Raw genomic sequence first — 15,479 nt, 5'->3', positions numbered from 1 at the left:
TCGGGCACCGGCAAGCGCTATGGCGGCGGCGCTCCCGTGGAACCGCGGACCACCAGCGACAGCGGAACCACCTGGCGCTCCACCGGCCCGTCGAGGATCGCCGCCACGGCCCGATGGGCAATATCCGCCAGCGGTTGCTGCACCGTGGTCAGCGGCGGCTGCGCCGCGGCGCTTTCAGGCACACCATCAAAACCCACCACCGAAACATCCTCAGGCACGCGCAGCCCGCGCCCGCGCAGCCAGTCCAGGGCGAGAATCGCAATCCGGTCCGACATGCACAGCAAGGCCGTTGGTTTGGTCGCCCCGGTGAACACTGCCTCCAGCGCCGCCCATACGCTGGCCGGCTCATTGCGGGTTTCATGCACCGGCACGTCAGCGCGGGCGATGCCGGCACCGTCCAGCACCTGCCAATAGCCCAGCATGCGGTCGCGCGAGGTGGAATAAATTGCCGCCGCGATCTCCGCCTCTCCCACCGGGCCCGCATGCCCCTCTTTAAGCTCGGTGCTCAGCACCGCAAAGCGCCAGTGCCCCAGTTCCACCAGGTGCTGCGCCGCCATCGCCGCGCCGGCAATATTGTCGATCCCGATCGCAGGGATGGAGTCGTCGCCTGTTCCCAGCGCCAGCGCCACGAAAGGCAGGTCCCGCTTGCGCGTCAGCGCCACCAGTTCGTGCCCGCCTTCCACGCACAGCAGCACAAACCCGTCCACTAAAGCTGTTTCGATGTTCCAGGCCAGCTTTTCCCGGTTCACCGCCGAGACCAGCGCCATGCCGGCGCCCCGCCGATCGCAGATTTCGGACATCTCCGCGAGCAGGCTGCGGGCCCACGGATCCTCAAAGAAATAGGACAGCGGCTCAACCGCAGCGACCCCGATGGCATTGACCTTGCCCGCCCGCAGCAGCCGCCCCTTCAGGCTCGGCCCGCCATAGCCCAACTCCTTGGCAACCGCTTGCACGCGCTCGCGCACCTCTTGCCGAACGAGTTCAGGTCGGCTGAACACATTGGATGCCGTGCCCTGCGACACACCGGCCGCCGCCGCTACATCCCTCAGTTTTATGGTGACCGGCGGTTTGACCACGAAGAACTCCTTCCCTCCACCACTAGCAAAAAAGATGTATCGGTTCAAATCGGGTTGACGCTGGCAATCGCAATGCTAGTTTGAACCGATTCAACCCACACTCACATCCTCGGGTTGAACCGATTCAAGGAGTAGTGCGATAATGATCCCTCCAAGCTATCTCTTCAAATCAGTTTACTTCGATGAATGGGAACGCCCCGCCCCCGTCGCGGCGGCTACGCCGGCGCATTTGGGCGGTGGTAATGGCTGGCACCGGCGGGCAACAACCTGGCTCGCCAGTGCGGGTCGCCTTGCCCTGGGTTTCCGCCCTCCGCCGGTCACGCGGGGCGGCCCCTGCCCCGAAGGGCCGGCCTTCGGTCACTAGCCACAGGCTTGGGGAGCGACCCACCCCCCAAGCTCCATGCCTTGGCCCAGCGCCCCCGGCTTATGCCTGCGGCTGTGCCTCGCGCATATTCTTGAGCCCCACGGCCCATTTATGCAGCTCATTGAACATCAGGCCGGCGCCTTGCACCATGGGCTCATTGGGTCGGAACACGCCGTCCTCGCCCAGGAAATTGGCGGTAAACGGGATCGGCACGGACTGGCTGAGCGCCACGACATTGAGATTGCTCAACAGCTGGCGCAGCACCTGGCTGGCCCGCAGGCCGGCCGAAACGCCGCCATAGCTGACGATGCCTGCGGGCTTTCCCGTCCATTCCTTTGACAGATACTGGATGGCATTGACCACCGAAGCTGGGGGGAAATAATCATATTCGGGGGTCACGAACACAAAGGCGTCGCCCTCCCCGACGGTCTTGCTCCAGCGCTTGGTGTGCTCATGCTCGTATTGCTGCAGCATGGGGTGCTTGGGTTCATCAAACAGCGGCAGTCCCACCTCGGCCAGATCAACCAGTTCGATGTCGAACTTGCCCTGCTCCCTCGCAAAGTCCTCCACCCAGCGGGCAACGGTTGGGCCGACGCGGCCGGGCCGGGTGCTGGCAATTATGATCTTGAGTTGGAGAGCCATTCGGAGTTTCTTTCATGAAGCAAAAAGCAGGATCGGGCCCGCCACGCTGGCGTTCCGGCTCCGACCGCTGTTGTGGTCAATTGGATGTATCTTTTGGAAACCCAGGTTTCCATGGGATACCAACCTGTCGTATATGAGAGTGAGCAGCCGACACAAGACGGCACCTGTAAGATACCGAGGTCACTTCCATGAGACCGTCCTACCTCAGTCACAGCCATCCCCACTGCGCCGCCACCCGCGACATCCTCACCATCATTGGCAGCAAATGGGCGGTGCTCGTCGTGGCCCTGCTGCAGGAGCGGCCCAAGCGCTTTTCCGAACTCAAGCGCGAGATCGGCGACATCACCCAGAAGTCGCTTACCTCGGTGCTGCGCGAGCTGGAAAAGAACGGCATCGTCGAGCGCGTCGTGACCCCCACCGTGCCCCCGCGGGTTGACTACAGCCTGACCCGATTGGGTCAGTCCTTGCTCGGTCCGATCGGCGCCTTGGGACTGTGGGCGGCCGAGCATCACGAAACCGTGTTGCACGCCCGCGCCCGCTACGAAGCTCCCACTGCCGCCTAAGCTCGCAGCCCTGCAGTTTCGCCAAGCCGGCTTGTCGGCATCCCGTCGGCAGCGCTTCGTGACGCTGCCCGCCACAATCGAACCGCATTGGGGTGACACTTCTGCGCTGCTCGATAGCTTCAAGGAAGATGCGACCCCATGCGTGAATCTACACCTGCCCCGCGCAAACGCTTCAGGCTCTACGCTTTCGCCTCCGGCATGTTTCTGGTTTTGGGAGGCGCCGCTGCGGTCCTCGCCGGCATCACCCCTGCCACTGCCGCCACTCTCGCCCAGGAACCCGACACCCAGATTGCCGTCTTTATGGTGCCGCTGACGCTCCTGGTTCTCGCCATTCTGGTTGAAGTTACCCGCGTTGCCCTGCGGGGCAACCTGCCCGCCGAAGCGCCGGCCAGGATCAAGCCCAGCCGCCTGCCTCCCGCGCCGCCCCGGCGCTGAACCACCTCAGATTTGCTGCCAAATTGCCGGCCCTAGGGGCCGGCTTTTTGTTGCCCAGGCTCCGCCTACCTTACCAACCTTGCCAAGCTTTCACCTTCCCGCAAGGTTCTGCCCACGGCACTTGCTCTATCATCTGGCCAGCCGAAACCTCCGGCCAGACACCAGGGAGCAATCCGATGAACAAGATTTCCGCCGCGGCTCTCGCGGTCCTTCTCACCGCGACCACGGGCCTTGCGGCCACCGGCCCCGCCTTGGCCCAGCCTGGGAAGCCTCCTATGGGCTATCAGTCCGGCGGCGATGACGACTGCAACTGGCAGCGGGGCGACGGGCACCGCCGCGGCGGCTGGCATGGCCAGCGCAACAGCGGCTGGGAGGGTCAGCATGGCGGTCGCCGCGGCGGCGGCATGGGTGGCGACATGAACGGCCCTTCCGACCGCAACGACGGCCCCGGCATGCGCCAGAACGGCCGCCAGTTGGGCAACAGCATGACGGGCCTGTTCAACTTCCAAAGGGGCGCCGAAGCCATCGAACTGGCGCTTGTGCGGATTAGCCACCGGCTCGATCTCACCGCCGAACAGCGCCCGCTGTTTGAGCAGATGCGCACCGCGGTCATGGACGCCGTCCGCAAATATGTTGACGACACTGCACAGGTTCGCGCCGAGCGCTCCACCCCCACGGCTCCCCTCACCATCCCCGACCTGCTGCAGCGCCGGATCGTGCTCGACAATGCCCAGCTCGAGGCGCTCACCAGCGTTGTTCCTTCGGTCACAGCATTTTACGAAAGCCTCACCCCCGAGCAGCAAGCGCTGCTGACGCCGCCCCAACGCGGCCAGCGCGGCGGCGGCAATTGGGGCGGGCCCGGCAACAATCAGCCGGACCAGTCGGACTCGCAGCCGCCCGCTGATCAACCAGCCCAGCCGCCCGTTGATCAGCCCGCCGCACCGCCCCCAGCCGATCAGCCGGGCGCCGCACCCGCCGCCCCGCCCAGCCAGCCGCCCGCCCCACCGTCCAGCCCGGCTCCCGCCATCCGGGGCTAACCACACCCGCGGTGCCGCGCCTTTCTCCTCCGAGAGGCGCGGCACCGCATTTGCCCCGGCCCCGATTGGCCGGGGTTTAATTTCGACCGGCCTTGCTCTAGCTATAGCTGGCAGCTGACCGGAACCACCATGACCCGCGCCACCGCCACCCTATGCCTTCTGCTCGCCACTGCTCTTTGGGGTTTTGGCTTCATCGCCCAAAAGCACGCCATGCTCTCCATGGGTCCGCTCAGCTTCACCGGCGTGCGTTTCATCATCGGCGGCGCCCTCCTCCTGCCGCTGGCCCTGCGCGAACGCCGCATCAAGTCCGCCACTCTCTCCCGCCGTGACTGGCTCTTTGTCGGCGCCATGACGCTGGTGTTCTTTATCGGCAGCTGGCTGCAGCAGGTGGGCCTCGCCAGCACCACCGTCACCAATGGCGGCTTTCTCACCGGCCTTTACGTACTTTTTGTGCCTCTCATCGCCTTCCTCGTCTTTCGCACTCAGCCCCATCCGCTGGTGCTGATCGGCGTCGCTCTCGCCCTTGTCGGCATCTACCTGCTCAACGGCGCCCGCCTCGACCGGCTCAATATCGGCGATGCATTGATCGTGCTCTGCGCCGTGTTCTGGGCCATCCATGTGCTCATGCTCGGCGCCATCGCCAGCCGCACCGGCCTGCCCCTCGCCATCACTTGCGGCACCTTTATCCTTGCCGGCCTTGGCGCGATCCTCCTCGCCTTCGTCTTCGAAGCGCCCACCCTCGCCCAGATCAGCGAGCAGTGGCTCGCCGTCGCCTATGCCGGCATTGGCTCCACCGCGATCGGCTTCACCCTCCAGGCCGTCGCCCAGCAATATGTTCCCGCCACCAATGCCGCGCTGGTGCTGTCCTCCGAAGCCCTGTTCGCCGCCCTCGGCGCCGCGCTGCTCCTTGGCGAGCGCCTGCTGCCCATCGGCTATCTCGGCGCCCTCGTCATCTTCCTCGCCATTCTCCTCGGCGAAGTGTTGCCGCCCATCCTCCTGCGCCGCCGCACCCGCGCCGAGGCCCTGACGACCTAGCCCGCCCCCGCCCAACCTGCCCCGCGCAACCCCTCCCGCCTGCCAGCAGTTTGTTGTGGACCACCCGGTGTTTCCCCTCGCACCCCCGGGCCCGCTCCGGCACAACCAGCCCATGGCCAAGCTTTATTTCTCCTATTCCGCAATGAATGCGGGCAAATCCACGCTCCTGCTTCAGGCGGCCTATAACTATCGCGAGCGCGGCATGAATGCGCTGCTGTTCACCTCGGGCCTTTACGCCAGTGATGGCGAAGGCAGGATCAGTTCGCGCATCGGCATCTCCGAAGCTGCCGCGCTTTATAGCGAGGCGGACGATCTCTACCTTGCCATTCACGACGCCACTGAAAGCGCCAAGGTCGATTGCGTCTTTGCCGATGAAGCCCAGTTCCTGTCCCCCGAACAGGTCTGGCAGCTCGCCCGCGTCGCCGATCGCCTGCGCATTCCGGTGATGTGCTTTGGCCTGCGCACTGATTTCCAGGGCAAGCTCTTTCCCGGCTCGGCCGAACTGCTGGCGATTGCCGATATCCTGCGCGAAATCCGCACCATCTGCTCCTGCGGCCGCAAGGCCACCATGGTGGTGCGTCAGGACCCCTCCGGCCGGGTCCTCACCGCCGGCGACCAGGTCGCCATCGAAAAGTCCGTTTATCTCTCCCTCTGCCGCATGCACTGGGAAGAAGCCGTTGGCCGCTGGCCCGTGAAAGGACCGTCCTCATGATCCCCGTCCAAACCACACCCTCCACTGAACCTTCGGGCGCGCTCACCATCCGCACCCTGGCCATGCCCGCCGACGCCAATCCCGCTGGCGACATTTTCGGCGGCTGGGTAATGAGCCAGATGGATATTGCCGGCGCGATCGCCGCCGTCGAGCGCGTTGGCGGCCGCGTCGTTACCGTGGCCGTCGAGGCCATGACCTTTATCGCCCCGGTCAAGGTCGGGGATATCCTTTGCGTCTACACCGCCGTCGACCGCGTCGGCACCACTTCGGTCACGATCGCCATCGAAGCCTGGGCCCGGCGCGAGCGGCGCGATGATCGCGTCAAGGTCACCCAGGGCCACTTTGTTTACGTCGCCATGGGCGAAGACGGCCGCAAGCGCACCATTACCTGACTTTTTTCGAACCGGATCGTTCAGCCAGCATTCAGTTGCCATCGGGTCTTATGGACCACGCCGGCCCCAAGCGCCGGCAAGCAAGGGGAGCCCTCGATGAAGTCTGTTCGCCTCGGATTGATCACCACCTTCGCCGCCGTGCTGGCCGGCACTATTGCCGCTGCTGCCGCCCCGGCCAGCGTTTCAACCAATGTCAATGTGCGCTCTGGCCCCAGCACGCAGCATCCCGTTGTCGGTTCGCTCTTTGCCAACAACACCGTAGATGCCGGCCAGTGCAGCGCCGGCTGGTGCCAGATCTCGGCCGGGCATGTTGCCGGCTGGGTCTCGAGCGACTTCGTCGTTATTGGCCGGCAGGCCCAGGCGCAGGTCGCGCCCCGTGGCAATGGCTTTGGCGAACCCGGCCTTGACCTCGAATTCAACTTCGGGGGTCCTGGACGTCCCTTCCCGCCTCCACCGCCGGCACCCCCGGTCTACGATGATGAGGAAGCCGGCGCCTGCTTTTATACCCGCCCCGATTTCCGCGGTGAGCAGTTCTGCGTCACCGAAGGCGAAACCTATGACTACCTGCCGGGCCTGTGGGACGACAGCTTCCGCTCGGTCGAAATCTATGGCGGCGCCCGGGTGGATGTGTGCCGTGACGAAGAGCTTTCAGGCGCTTGCGCCACCCTGCGGCGCGACACTGCCCGGCTGCCGCGCGAACTCGACCGCCGCATCTCCTCTCTGGACGTTTACTAAGGTCTAAAGAGCAACAGAGTCTTCGTGCTGGGCCGGAACCGTTTGTTTCCATCATCGTTTGATCAACAACAACAACAGCGTCACTGCCGATCGGCCTAATACGGTTGTCGGCCAAGAATATAACAGGAGTTCAAGGATGAACCGCTACAACCGCAAGCTGCTGAAAACCGCGGCTACGGGTATTGCCGTCGCAGCCACCGCCGTGATCGTGTTCCTGCCCGCAGCTGCCCAGGCAGCTCCCGGTACGGTGACGAGCAACATCAATGTGCGCTCCGGCCCTGGCGGCAATTACGGGGTAGTGGACACTGTGCGCTCTGGCACCAATGTGGATGTGCAGCAGTGCGAAGGCTCGTGGTGCTATATCGCTAAGCCCGGCCCGGATGGCTGGGTCTCGGCTCAGTATCTGAGCGCAGGTGGTCGTCCCGTCAATTCCGGCCAGCCCGGCCTGTCCTTCGGCTTCTCCACCGGCCCCGGTGGCCCGCAGATCAATATCGGCGTTGGCAATGAAGGCCGCAATCCTCCCGGCCGTCCGCGCCCACCTGCCCCGCCCGTTTATGATGAAGAGATCGCCGAGGTCTGCTTCTATGACCGCACCCGCTTCCGCGGCGAAAGCCAGTGCCTTGAGGAAGGCGAAAGCGTGCGCAATCTGGGCGGCTTTGCCGACCGCATCTCTTCGATCGACAATCCCGATGGCCTGCGGGTTCAGGTTTGCGCCGAAGTGAACTTCCGCAATTGCCGCACCTATACCACCAGCGCTTCTTCGCTCGGTGACTACGACGACTACATCGCCTCGATCCGCGTCCGCTGATCCCAGGCTGCAGCCACTCCCGGGCGCCATCCTACGATGGCGCCCTTTTTCACATCCAGGATTCCGATAAACCTTGGCCTTGGCCCGGTGCCGCGCTAGTGTCCCCGGGCCCAGCCTTGTTGTGGAACAGCGTCATGCCTTATCTTCTTCGCACTCTCGTTTTCCTCGCCATTGCTGGCTTCTCGCTGGTCGCGGGCGCTTTGCCTACGCTCGCAGCGTCCGAATCGGGCAGCCTTGCCTGGACTACCAAGCCCGCGACCCTCCACCAGGGCCCCGGCCGCGAATATCCCATCCTGGGCCAGATTCCGGCCGAACAGCGCATCAAGGTGCTGCGCTGCCAGCGGGTCTGGTGCATGATCGATGGCCCAGGCGGGCGCGGCTGGACCTCGATCCACGCTGTCGATTTCGGCAAGGATCCCCGCGGCATCGAGTGGAACGAATGGACCTTTGAGCGCCCCGCGCCCAAGCAGGTCTGCTTTTACGAGGGCGAGAATTATACCGGCGGCGCGCTCTGCCTCGACCCCGGCACCAAGATCGAAGACCTGCTGCTGATTGGCGCCGACAACCGTTATTCCTCCGTGCGCATCGAAGGCAAAGTCGCCGTCGCCGCCTGCCGCGACCGCTTCTTCCAGAGCTATTGCGAACGCATCACCCACAGCCAGCCCCGCCTTGACCAATACCTCAACAAGGCCCTCTCCTCGATCGAAGTCTACTAACGGCGCGAGCCGCGCTGGCTCCAAGTCCGATACATCGGGCTCTGCCCTCCCTCCCCCTTGAGGGGAGGGCTGGGGTGGGGGTCGTTCGGTCCTATCACCGACGTCCGACCCTCCACTAGAAGTCTCAGCGCACCGGTCCAACCGAGCCTCACCCCACGACCCCCTCCCTCAATCCCTCCCCTCAAGGGGGAGGGAAGCACCAACCTCACCCTCAGCACCAACCGAACATTCCAAACCCTCGGCCCCTGCCTCACCCTCCCCCTCCCCCTCCGTGGGGAGGGGTCAGGGCTGGGGGATGTGAGCCCCGATTCATTGGCCCCTGCCGGCAAAGTTCCAGCGCCAAAACCCCTCACACCTCCGCCTTCTCCTCCGCATCCGCGATCCGATCCATCACCGCTTCGGGGGACACATCCCGCTCGAGTTCACCCAATTCCTCATCGGCCTCCGTATGGATATCGAGCTTGCGGGCAATCGCACTCACCAGCTCGATCAGCCGGGTGGTTTCATGCTCGTTGAGCAGACTAACCTGCAGGTCGAGATCGGCCCGGATATTGTCCTCCGCCGCCATCCGGTTCTGGTTGATCAGCACAAAGGTGCTGAGGAAAATCGCCTCGACCGACGCTTCCATCGCCAGCACCACCAACGATGGGTCCCAGGGCGGGATGATCGGCAACCATCCCACATTGATGCCGATCCAGAGCCCGAAAAACACGATATGGATATAAACAAACATCATGGAGCCGGCGAATTTGCTGATCGCCGCCGCGGCCCGTTCCTCGAGCGAGGCCGAGCGCGCGCTTTCGCGCCGCCGCTCCATGATGGCATCGATATTGCGCGTCAGCGCGGGGTTTAATCCCTCGGCGGCCTTTTTGGTCGGGCTATTCGCCTCGGGCTGGTTTTGGCTCATCTGCTCGAACTCCGTTGTCGCCCCCACAACGGCCAGCCCTGCCCTTTGTTCATCGGGGCAACCGGCATCAACACTGCGTGCTCCTGACAAAGCCTGTCAGCACCCCTGTTCCGTCTCCGTTCACCACCTGCTAAGGTAAAGCACGTTGCAATTTGCGGCACCGTTTCCCACATCAGGTGCCTTCCCGAGCATTGGTGTCTTATGGCCGACAAGTCCGCACGTCCCGGCAAAGCCGAGTTTTCCATCGACGATTTCCTGGGCGAGATCGAAAAGGCCGAGGACCTCGCCGCCAGCAAACCCCTTTACGCCGAGCGCATGCGCAACAAGCGCGCGCTGGATCGCGCCGATCAGGCCGCCGCCGCTGCCGCCGACGAGGCTGCCAAGGAAGCCGCCAAGCCCAAGACGGCCCTGGAAAAGCGCCGCACCACCAAGTCCTCGCACGACACCGTCACCGGCATGTCGCCCAAGACGGGCAAGACCAAGATCAATTCCGTCGTCCGTCCCGATTTCTCCGGCATGGGCGAAGCCCCCCAGGCCGGCTTTGGCCACGTCCCCTCCGCCAAGGCGCTGAGCGCCCGCAAGATCACCGGCGCCCCTCATCCTGAGGAGGCGCAAAGCGCCGTCTCGAAGGACGCGGATCCCGAGGCCACCGCCGAAATCCGCGCGGCCCTGACCGCCGCCACCAAGAAGGCCAAGGCCAAAAAGCACGAGGACGTCTCCAACGCCCAGACCGTGGGCGTCACCGCCACCGTCAAGGCGCTCGAACAGATCATCCTGCATGGCCGCAAGGAAGTGGAAGGCTCCTCCCCCTGGATGCCCCACAAGGCGCAGAACCGCCTCGAAAAACGCGCGCCCCGCCGCCCCTTCCGCATGGTCACCGACTACCAGCCCGCCGGCGACCAGCCCACGGCCATTGCCGAACTGGTGGAAGGCATCGAGAATGGCGAAACCGACCAGGTCCTCCTCGGCGTCACCGGTTCGGGCAAGACCTTCACCGCCGCCCAGGTGATCGCGCGCACCAATCGCCCCGCGCTGATCCTTGCGCCCAACAAGACCCTTGCCGCCCAGCTTTACGGCGAGTTCAAGAGCTTCTTCCCCGACAACGCCGTCGAATATTTCGTGTCCTATTACGACTACTACCAGCCCGAGGCCTATGTGCCGCGCACGGACACCTATATCGAAAAGGAATCCACCATCAACGAGCAGATCGACCGCATGCGCCACTCGGCGACCCGGGCGATCCTCGAGCGCGACGACGTCATCATCATCTCCTCGGTCTCGTGCATCTACGGCATCGGCTCGGTGGAAGACTACACCGCCATGACCATCGATGTGCAAAAGGGCGAAAAGATCGACCAGCGCGAGCTGCTCGCCAAGCTCGTCGCCCTGCAATACAAGCGCGGCGACACCGGCTTTGTGCGCGGCACCTTCCGGGTGCGCGGCGATACCGTGGAACTCTTCCCCGCCCACTATGAAGCCGCCGCCTGGCGCATCACCCTCTTTGGCAACGAGATCGAATCCATCACCGAATTCGATCCCCTCACGGGCAAGAAGTCGGCCGACCTCACCTTCATCCGCGTCTTCGCCAATTCCCACCACGTGACGCCGCGCACCACCATGAACCAGGCGATCAAGCTGATCCGCGCCGAGCTCAATGCGCGCCTGCAGGAGCTCAACGGCGCCGGTCGGTTCCTCGAAGCCCAGCGCCTCGAGCAGCGCACGCTCTTTGATCTCGAAATGATGGAAGCCACCGGCTCCTGCGCCGGCATCGAGAACTATTCGCGCTACTTCTCGGGCCGCAAGCCCGGCGAGCCGCCCCCGACCCTCTTCGAATATCTCCCCGACAACGCCCTCGTTTTTGTCGACGAATCGCACGTCACCATCGGCCAGCTCGGCGCCATGTATCGCGGCGACCTCCGGCGCAAGGCGACGCTGGCCGAATACGGCTTCCGCCTGCCCTCCTGCATGGACAATCGTCCGCTGCGCTTTGAGGAATGGAACGCCATGCGCCCGCAATCGGTCTATGTCTCGGCCACGCCGGGCTCCTGGGAGATGGACCAGACCGGGGGCGTCTTTGCCGAACAGGTGATCCGCCCCACCGGCCTCATCGATCCGCCCGTCGAAATCCGCCCGGCCAAGACCCAGGTCGATGACGTCATCGACGAGATCCGCCAGGTGGCAAAAACGGGCTACCGCACGCTCTGCACCGTCCTCACCAAGAAAATGGCCGAGGACCTCACCGAATATATGCACGAACAGGGCATCCGCGTGCGCTACATGCACTCGGACATCGACACCATCGAGCGCATCGAGATCATCCGCGACCTGCGGCTCGGCGCCTTCGACGTGCTGGTGGGCATCAACCTCCTGCGCGAAGGCCTCGACATTCCCGAATGCGGCCTTGTCGCCATTCTCGACGCGGACAAGGAAGGCTTCTTGCGCTCGGAAACCTCCTTGATCCAGACCATCGGCCGCGCCGCGCGCAATGTCGACGGGCGGGTGATCCTGTATGCCGACAACATCACCGGCTCCATGGAACGCGCGCTCGCCGAAACCAATCGCCGCCGCGAAAAGCAGATCGCCTATAACGAGGAACACGGCATCACGCCGCAGTCGGTGCGCTCCAACATCCACGACATCGTCGACAGCGTCTACGAGCGCGACCACGTCACCGTTTCGATCGGCAAGGGCCGCGACGGCAAGGAACAACTGGCCGTCGGCGAAAACCTCGCCGCCGTCCTCAAGGACCTCGAACGCGCCATGCGCGAAGCCGCCACCAACCTCGAATTCGAAAAAGCCGCAAGGCTCAGGGACGAGATCAAGCGCCTCAAGGAAATGGAACTGGATACTTTATCCGGCGAGGTTTCTTAGTCGCCTACCGCGCGGTCTAGCTCCAGCCCCTCGGCTCCTGGCCTCCCTCCCCCTTGAGGGGAGGGCCGGGGTGGGGGTCCGTCGGCGCCTTCACCAAACTCCGAGCAGCCACCGCCAAAGAGCCCACAGCCCCCGGCACCACCCTGCCCTCCTCCACGACCCCCTCCCTCAATCCCTCCCCTCAAGGGGGAGGAAGCCCCAACTCATCCGCTCCTGCCCGCAACGAGAGCCCCAAACCCGTCGGCCCTTGCCCTCCCTCCCCCTTGAGGGGCTTCGAGCCGTCCGCCAAAGCGGCGGATCGCTCCAGTGGAGCGATCCGAGGTGAGAAGGCCATGAGAGCTATGCTCGAATGGCCAAGGGGTGGGGGTCCGTCGGCGCCTTCACCAGACTCCGAGCAGCCACTGCCAAAGAGCCCACATTCCTCGGCACCACCGTGCCCTCCTCCACGACCCCCTCCCTCAATCCCTCCCCTCAAGGGGGAGGGAAGCCCCAACTCATCCGCTCCTGCCAACAACGAGAGCCCCAGACCCTCGAATGGCGAAGGGTCGGGGCCCTCGCTGGCCCCGATCCCTCCCCCAAAAACCCACCCAAAACTGTCGGCCCCCAACACCCCCGCGCGTCCTATGCTGCCGAACCCGGAGCCAGGTTTATGCCCCAACCCGCCCCCGCCAGCGTCGATCTCTATCTCGCCGCCCAGCCGCCCGAGGCGCGCGCCATCCTCGAGCGCCTGCGCGCGATCATCCACCGCGCCGCGCCTGAAGTGGCGGAGTCGATCAAATACGGCATGCCGCTGTTTCGGTGGAACGAGCGCTATCTCTATCTGGGCGCCTGGAAGCACCATATCGGCCTCTACCCGATCCCGCCCCTCCCCCCGGAGCTGGAACCCGCCCTCGCCCCCTTCCGCGCCCACAAGGACACGGTGCAGTTCAGGTACACGGAGCCGGTGCCATATGAGGTGTTTGAGCGGTTGGTTGGAAACTAACTCACAGAAGAAATCTATTGGTTATGGATCAAGTAGACCAAGTTGGCCGAGTGACATCTCACCAGCTTTTCCAACAATGATGTGGTCATCCACCCTAATGTCGAAGGCAGCTGCCGCAGCAACAAGCTCCTGGGTACGCGTGACATCCGCCGACGAGGGAGAAGGATCGCCGGACGGGTGGTTATGGACTAGAATCATGCTGCGGGCGGAAAGGTCTAGAGCACGCCTAACCACCTCGCGAGGGTACACTGGCGCATGGTCCACGGTCCCCTTGTGCAATAGTTCATCGGCGATAAGCTTGCCCCAGGGGTCGATAAAGAACACTCGAAAATGTTCAACCTCCTCAAAAGCCATGGTTACGTGCAGGTAATCGCGAAGAAGCTGGCTTTGGTTCGGTACAAGGCGCTTGTCGAAGTTGATCCTACCCTGTGCCGTGCAAAGAGCGATGTCCCTGACTGCTCTCAGTAAGGCTAGAACGTCATCGGTGACACCATCCACTTCCGTGAGTCTGTTTGCAGAAGCTGAAAGGGTGGCCGGGAGGGAACCAAACCTGGACATTAGTCGGGACACCAGGGCCGAAGCGTTCACATCTGGCACAACATGCATCAGTATTTCCAAAAGCAGTCTCTCTTGCTGAGCCCCGCTCCAGAATGAACAATAACTGGCCCTAGCTGATCGCGGCATCTTGCCTCCAAAACGGCTAAAAAACAATCTCACAACCCGCGCGTATGACTTGCCGCAGGACACTAAACCTGGACTACGACCCTTCAAGCTAAGAGTTCTAGAATGATATTGGACTAGAAGACGACGGTTCCGAACTAAGAATCCCCATTTTCCGAAACGAGAGATGTTCCGAACTACCGATAATCATTCTCTCAATGACAAAGATGTTGAGCAGCCCGGCAATGGCTACCAACTTCTTAGTCAGCCGAATTTCTGCTTCTGATGGGTAGTCTACTTCTGAATTAGTTATCTGAATCAGGATCATGCTACTCGCCGAAAGCTCGAGTGCACGCCTTATAAGTTGTACAGGGGAGAACGATGAACGAGTAGCGACTTCTGCGTGCAGGATTTCATCAGCGATCAACCTCTGCCTCCTGTCGGAGAACAGAACTCTCGTTCCCCTCGTATCCCCCACTGTCATCGTTCTTTGTAGATAATCTAAAAGCTCGCTGATCGAACTCAGCCGAGGACTATTGAGTTCAATACGATTGCGAGCCATTCCCGCAGCCACTTTCTTGACGGTCTTGAGCAAGGAAGCGAGGTCACCAGTTACGCCGTTCACCTCACTTAGGCGCAAGGCAGAAGCGGACAGCGCGAGCGGGAGCGAGCCAAATCGTTCTATTATGCTTGATGCAACACTACTTGCGTCACTCACCCCTACCCCTTGCATGAGCTGCTCAAGAAGTTCTTTATGGGACATCAAACTTCGCGGGTAGTAATGATGACTTAGTTTCTCAGTCGGTGAATGCATTCGTCACCTCCAAAACTAAGCACAAGTTATTACGTATAACTCACCCGAGCAAGTATAACCTCGCTTTAACAATGTTCTTCGTTAACGCCGCCCAGGAAGACATATTGGCCCACAGCTCGGCGGGGAGCTTATCCCCGCCTACTACCCCTTCGCTCACACTCGTGGCTCCATCACTCCGGAGCCGCCCATGCCCATTCCCGACAAAACCATCCCCTTTGCCAATCTGGCCCGCTACGAGGCCGTGCGCCCGCGCCTGCAGAACTTCGTCGCGCGGCTCAAAACCCTGGGTGAACCCGACCAGCCCGCCTCTCCAGTCGAAAAAGCCCTCGCGGCCGAGCTGATCCGGGAAACCCGTCGAACCACCTCGCGCGACGGCTTTGGCCGCGCCCTGCCCCTGCTGCAGCCCGGCGCACCGCACACCCGGGCGGCGCTGCTCGAAAAGCTGGCGGAAGCGGAAACAGCGCTCGGGGGCTTTGCGGCTCTTTATTGCCGGGGCGAGGGCGAGGACGCGCCGCGCTGGCGGCTCGACCCCTGATTTTTTTGGCCTTTGGAGGGTCGTTCAGGGCGCGGGGAAACGCGTTCACAACGCGTTCAGAACCCGTTCAGTTTGGGACCCCGGTCGTTCACTTATCCCCGCCCCTGCAAGGCCATGCGATAGTGTCTCCATTCCCGCCGAAAACACGCGGCGCCGACGAAGCGCCGGGCGGGAGGTGTGGACTGTTCGGGGTCG

16 protein-coding genes and 1 pseudogene are annotated in these 15,479 nt (G+C 63.1%); 12 read left to right on the top strand and 5 right to left on the bottom strand.

Features of this window, described 5'->3' with window-relative positions; translation table 11 throughout:
- Positions 1 to 17 precede the first annotated feature (17 nt).
- Both AC3YMN_RS03200 and AC3YMN_RS03195 read right to left on the bottom strand, forming a co-directional pair.
- Complete coding sequence (locus AC3YMN_RS03200; protein ID WP_489888907.1) at positions 18 to 1,076, bottom strand: LacI family DNA-binding transcriptional regulator; 1,059 nt, start codon at positions 1,074 to 1,076, stop codon at positions 18 to 20.
- A 424-nt stretch (positions 1,077 to 1,500) separates the two neighbouring features.
- Entirely contained in the window at positions 1,501 to 2,082 is a 582-nt protein-coding gene (locus AC3YMN_RS03195; protein ID WP_489888906.1) for an NADPH-dependent FMN reductase, read from the bottom strand.
- 188 nt (positions 2,083 to 2,270) lie between these two features.
- Between AC3YMN_RS03195 and AC3YMN_RS03190 the strand changes: the two genes are divergently transcribed.
- The 9 genes from AC3YMN_RS03190 to AC3YMN_RS03150 all read left to right on the top strand — a co-directional run bounded on the left by AC3YMN_RS03190 (position 2,271) and on the right by AC3YMN_RS03150 (position 8,515).
- Positions 2,271 to 2,645: a winged helix-turn-helix transcriptional regulator gene (locus tag AC3YMN_RS03190; RefSeq protein WP_127753689.1), complete on the top strand. Its 375-nt coding sequence runs from the start codon at positions 2,271 to 2,273 to the stop codon at positions 2,643 to 2,645.
- A gap of 138 nt (positions 2,646 to 2,783) precedes the next feature.
- Entirely contained in the window at positions 2,784 to 3,080 is a 297-nt protein-coding gene (locus AC3YMN_RS03185) for a hypothetical protein (RefSeq protein ID WP_489888905.1), read from the top strand.
- A 176-nt stretch (positions 3,081 to 3,256) separates the two neighbouring features.
- Entirely contained in the window at positions 3,257 to 4,117 is an 861-nt protein-coding gene (locus AC3YMN_RS03180) for a Spy/CpxP family protein refolding chaperone (RefSeq protein WP_489888904.1), read from the top strand.
- Between the two features lie 129 nt (positions 4,118 to 4,246).
- Complete coding sequence (locus AC3YMN_RS03175; protein WP_489888903.1) at positions 4,247 to 5,152, top strand: DMT family transporter; 906 nt, start codon at positions 4,247 to 4,249, stop codon at positions 5,150 to 5,152.
- 112 nt (positions 5,153 to 5,264) lie between these two features.
- Positions 5,265 to 5,864: a thymidine kinase gene (locus AC3YMN_RS03170; RefSeq protein WP_489889191.1), complete on the top strand. Its 600-nt coding sequence runs from the start codon at positions 5,265 to 5,267 to the stop codon at positions 5,862 to 5,864.
- On the top strand, positions 5,861 to 6,256 hold the full coding sequence (locus AC3YMN_RS03165) for an acyl-CoA thioesterase (protein WP_489888902.1): 396 nt from the start codon (positions 5,861 to 5,863) through the stop codon (positions 6,254 to 6,256). Before AC3YMN_RS03170 ends, AC3YMN_RS03165 begins: the two co-directional genes overlap by 4 nt.
- A 96-nt stretch (positions 6,257 to 6,352) precedes the next feature.
- A complete protein-coding gene (locus AC3YMN_RS03160; protein WP_489888901.1) occupies positions 6,353 to 6,991 on the top strand; it encodes an SH3 domain-containing protein in 639 nt (212 codons plus the stop codon).
- A 136-nt stretch (positions 6,992 to 7,127) separates the two neighbouring features.
- Positions 7,128 to 7,799 carry an SH3 domain-containing protein gene (locus AC3YMN_RS03155; RefSeq protein ID WP_489888900.1) on the top strand — a complete coding sequence of 224 codons (672 nt, stop codon included), beginning with the start codon at positions 7,128 to 7,130 and terminating at the stop codon, positions 7,797 to 7,799.
- A 134-nt stretch (positions 7,800 to 7,933) separates the two neighbouring features.
- Entirely contained in the window at positions 7,934 to 8,515 is a 582-nt protein-coding gene (locus tag AC3YMN_RS03150; protein WP_489888899.1) for an SH3 domain-containing protein, read from the top strand.
- Between the two features lie 349 nt (positions 8,516 to 8,864).
- Here the strand turns inward: AC3YMN_RS03150 and AC3YMN_RS03145 are convergent, their stop codons facing one another.
- The gene (locus tag AC3YMN_RS03145) at positions 8,865 to 9,422 is read right to left on the bottom strand and encodes a DUF1003 domain-containing protein (RefSeq protein ID WP_489888898.1); all 558 of its coding nucleotides are present in this window, start codon (positions 9,420 to 9,422) and stop codon (positions 8,865 to 8,867) included.
- 861 nt (positions 9,423 to 10,283) lie between these two features.
- Here AC3YMN_RS03145 and uvrB point away from each other — a divergent pair.
- A pseudogene (gene uvrB / locus AC3YMN_RS03140) lies at positions 10,284 to 12,266 on the top strand (excinuclease ABC subunit UvrB); the annotation flags it as partial.
- Positions 12,267 to 12,942: 676 nt separating this feature from the next.
- Positions 12,943 to 13,275, top strand: coding sequence for an iron chaperone (locus tag AC3YMN_RS03135; protein ID WP_172123774.1), 333 nt, complete (start codon positions 12,943 to 12,945; stop codon positions 13,273 to 13,275).
- A 21-nt stretch (positions 13,276 to 13,296) separates the two neighbouring features.
- On the opposite strand, the gene AC3YMN_RS03130 is transcribed toward AC3YMN_RS03135, so the two are convergent.
- The gene (locus AC3YMN_RS03130) at positions 13,297 to 13,893 is read right to left on the bottom strand and encodes a JAB domain-containing protein (protein ID WP_172123776.1); all 597 of its coding nucleotides are present in this window, start codon (positions 13,891 to 13,893) and stop codon (positions 13,297 to 13,299) included.
- Positions 13,894 to 14,056: 163 nt separating this feature from the next.
- Entirely contained in the window at positions 14,057 to 14,749 is a 693-nt protein-coding gene (locus tag AC3YMN_RS03125) for a JAB domain-containing protein (protein WP_489888897.1), read from the bottom strand.
- 187 nt (positions 14,750 to 14,936) lie between these two features.
- On the opposite strand from AC3YMN_RS03125, the gene AC3YMN_RS03120 reads away from it, so the two are divergent.
- Entirely contained in the window at positions 14,937 to 15,284 is a 348-nt protein-coding gene (locus AC3YMN_RS03120; protein WP_173088057.1) for a hypothetical protein, read from the top strand.
- Positions 15,285 to 15,479 lie beyond the last annotated feature (195 nt).

The sequence above is a fragment of the Devosia sp. Z11_6 genome, assembly GCF_058133665.1.
Note: the sequence above shows the minus strand (reverse complement) of the source record. Positions and strands in the feature narration are given on the sequence as shown.

Coding starts and splice junctions, on each gene's coding strand:
- AC3YMN_RS03195 (WP_489888906.1), bottom strand. CDS start 2,082: ATGGCTCTCCAACTCAAGATCATAATTGCCAGCACCCGGCCCGGCCGC.
- AC3YMN_RS03190 (WP_127753689.1), top strand. CDS start 2,271: ATGAGACCGTCCTACCTCAGTCACAGCCATCCCCACTGCGCCGCCACC.
- AC3YMN_RS03185 (WP_489888905.1), top strand. CDS start 2,784: ATGCGTGAATCTACACCTGCCCCGCGCAAACGCTTCAGGCTCTACGCT.
- AC3YMN_RS03180 (WP_489888904.1), top strand. CDS start 3,257: ATGAACAAGATTTCCGCCGCGGCTCTCGCGGTCCTTCTCACCGCGACC.
- AC3YMN_RS03175 (WP_489888903.1), top strand. CDS start 4,247: ATGACCCGCGCCACCGCCACCCTATGCCTTCTGCTCGCCACTGCTCTT.
- AC3YMN_RS03170 (WP_489889191.1), top strand. CDS start 5,265: ATGGCCAAGCTTTATTTCTCCTATTCCGCAATGAATGCGGGCAAATCC.
- AC3YMN_RS03165 (WP_489888902.1), top strand. CDS start 5,861: ATGATCCCCGTCCAAACCACACCCTCCACTGAACCTTCGGGCGCGCTC.
- AC3YMN_RS03160 (WP_489888901.1), top strand. CDS start 6,353: ATGAAGTCTGTTCGCCTCGGATTGATCACCACCTTCGCCGCCGTGCTG.
- AC3YMN_RS03155 (WP_489888900.1), top strand. CDS start 7,128: ATGAACCGCTACAACCGCAAGCTGCTGAAAACCGCGGCTACGGGTATT.
- AC3YMN_RS03150 (WP_489888899.1), top strand. CDS start 7,934: ATGCCTTATCTTCTTCGCACTCTCGTTTTCCTCGCCATTGCTGGCTTC.
- AC3YMN_RS03145 (WP_489888898.1), bottom strand. CDS start 9,422: ATGAGCCAAAACCAGCCCGAGGCGAATAGCCCGACCAAAAAGGCCGCC.
- AC3YMN_RS03135 (WP_172123774.1), top strand. CDS start 12,943: ATGCCCCAACCCGCCCCCGCCAGCGTCGATCTCTATCTCGCCGCCCAG.
- AC3YMN_RS03125 (WP_489888897.1), bottom strand. CDS start 14,749: ATGCATTCACCGACTGAGAAACTAAGTCATCATTACTACCCGCGAAGT.
- AC3YMN_RS03120 (WP_173088057.1), top strand. CDS start 14,937: ATGCCCATTCCCGACAAAACCATCCCCTTTGCCAATCTGGCCCGCTAC.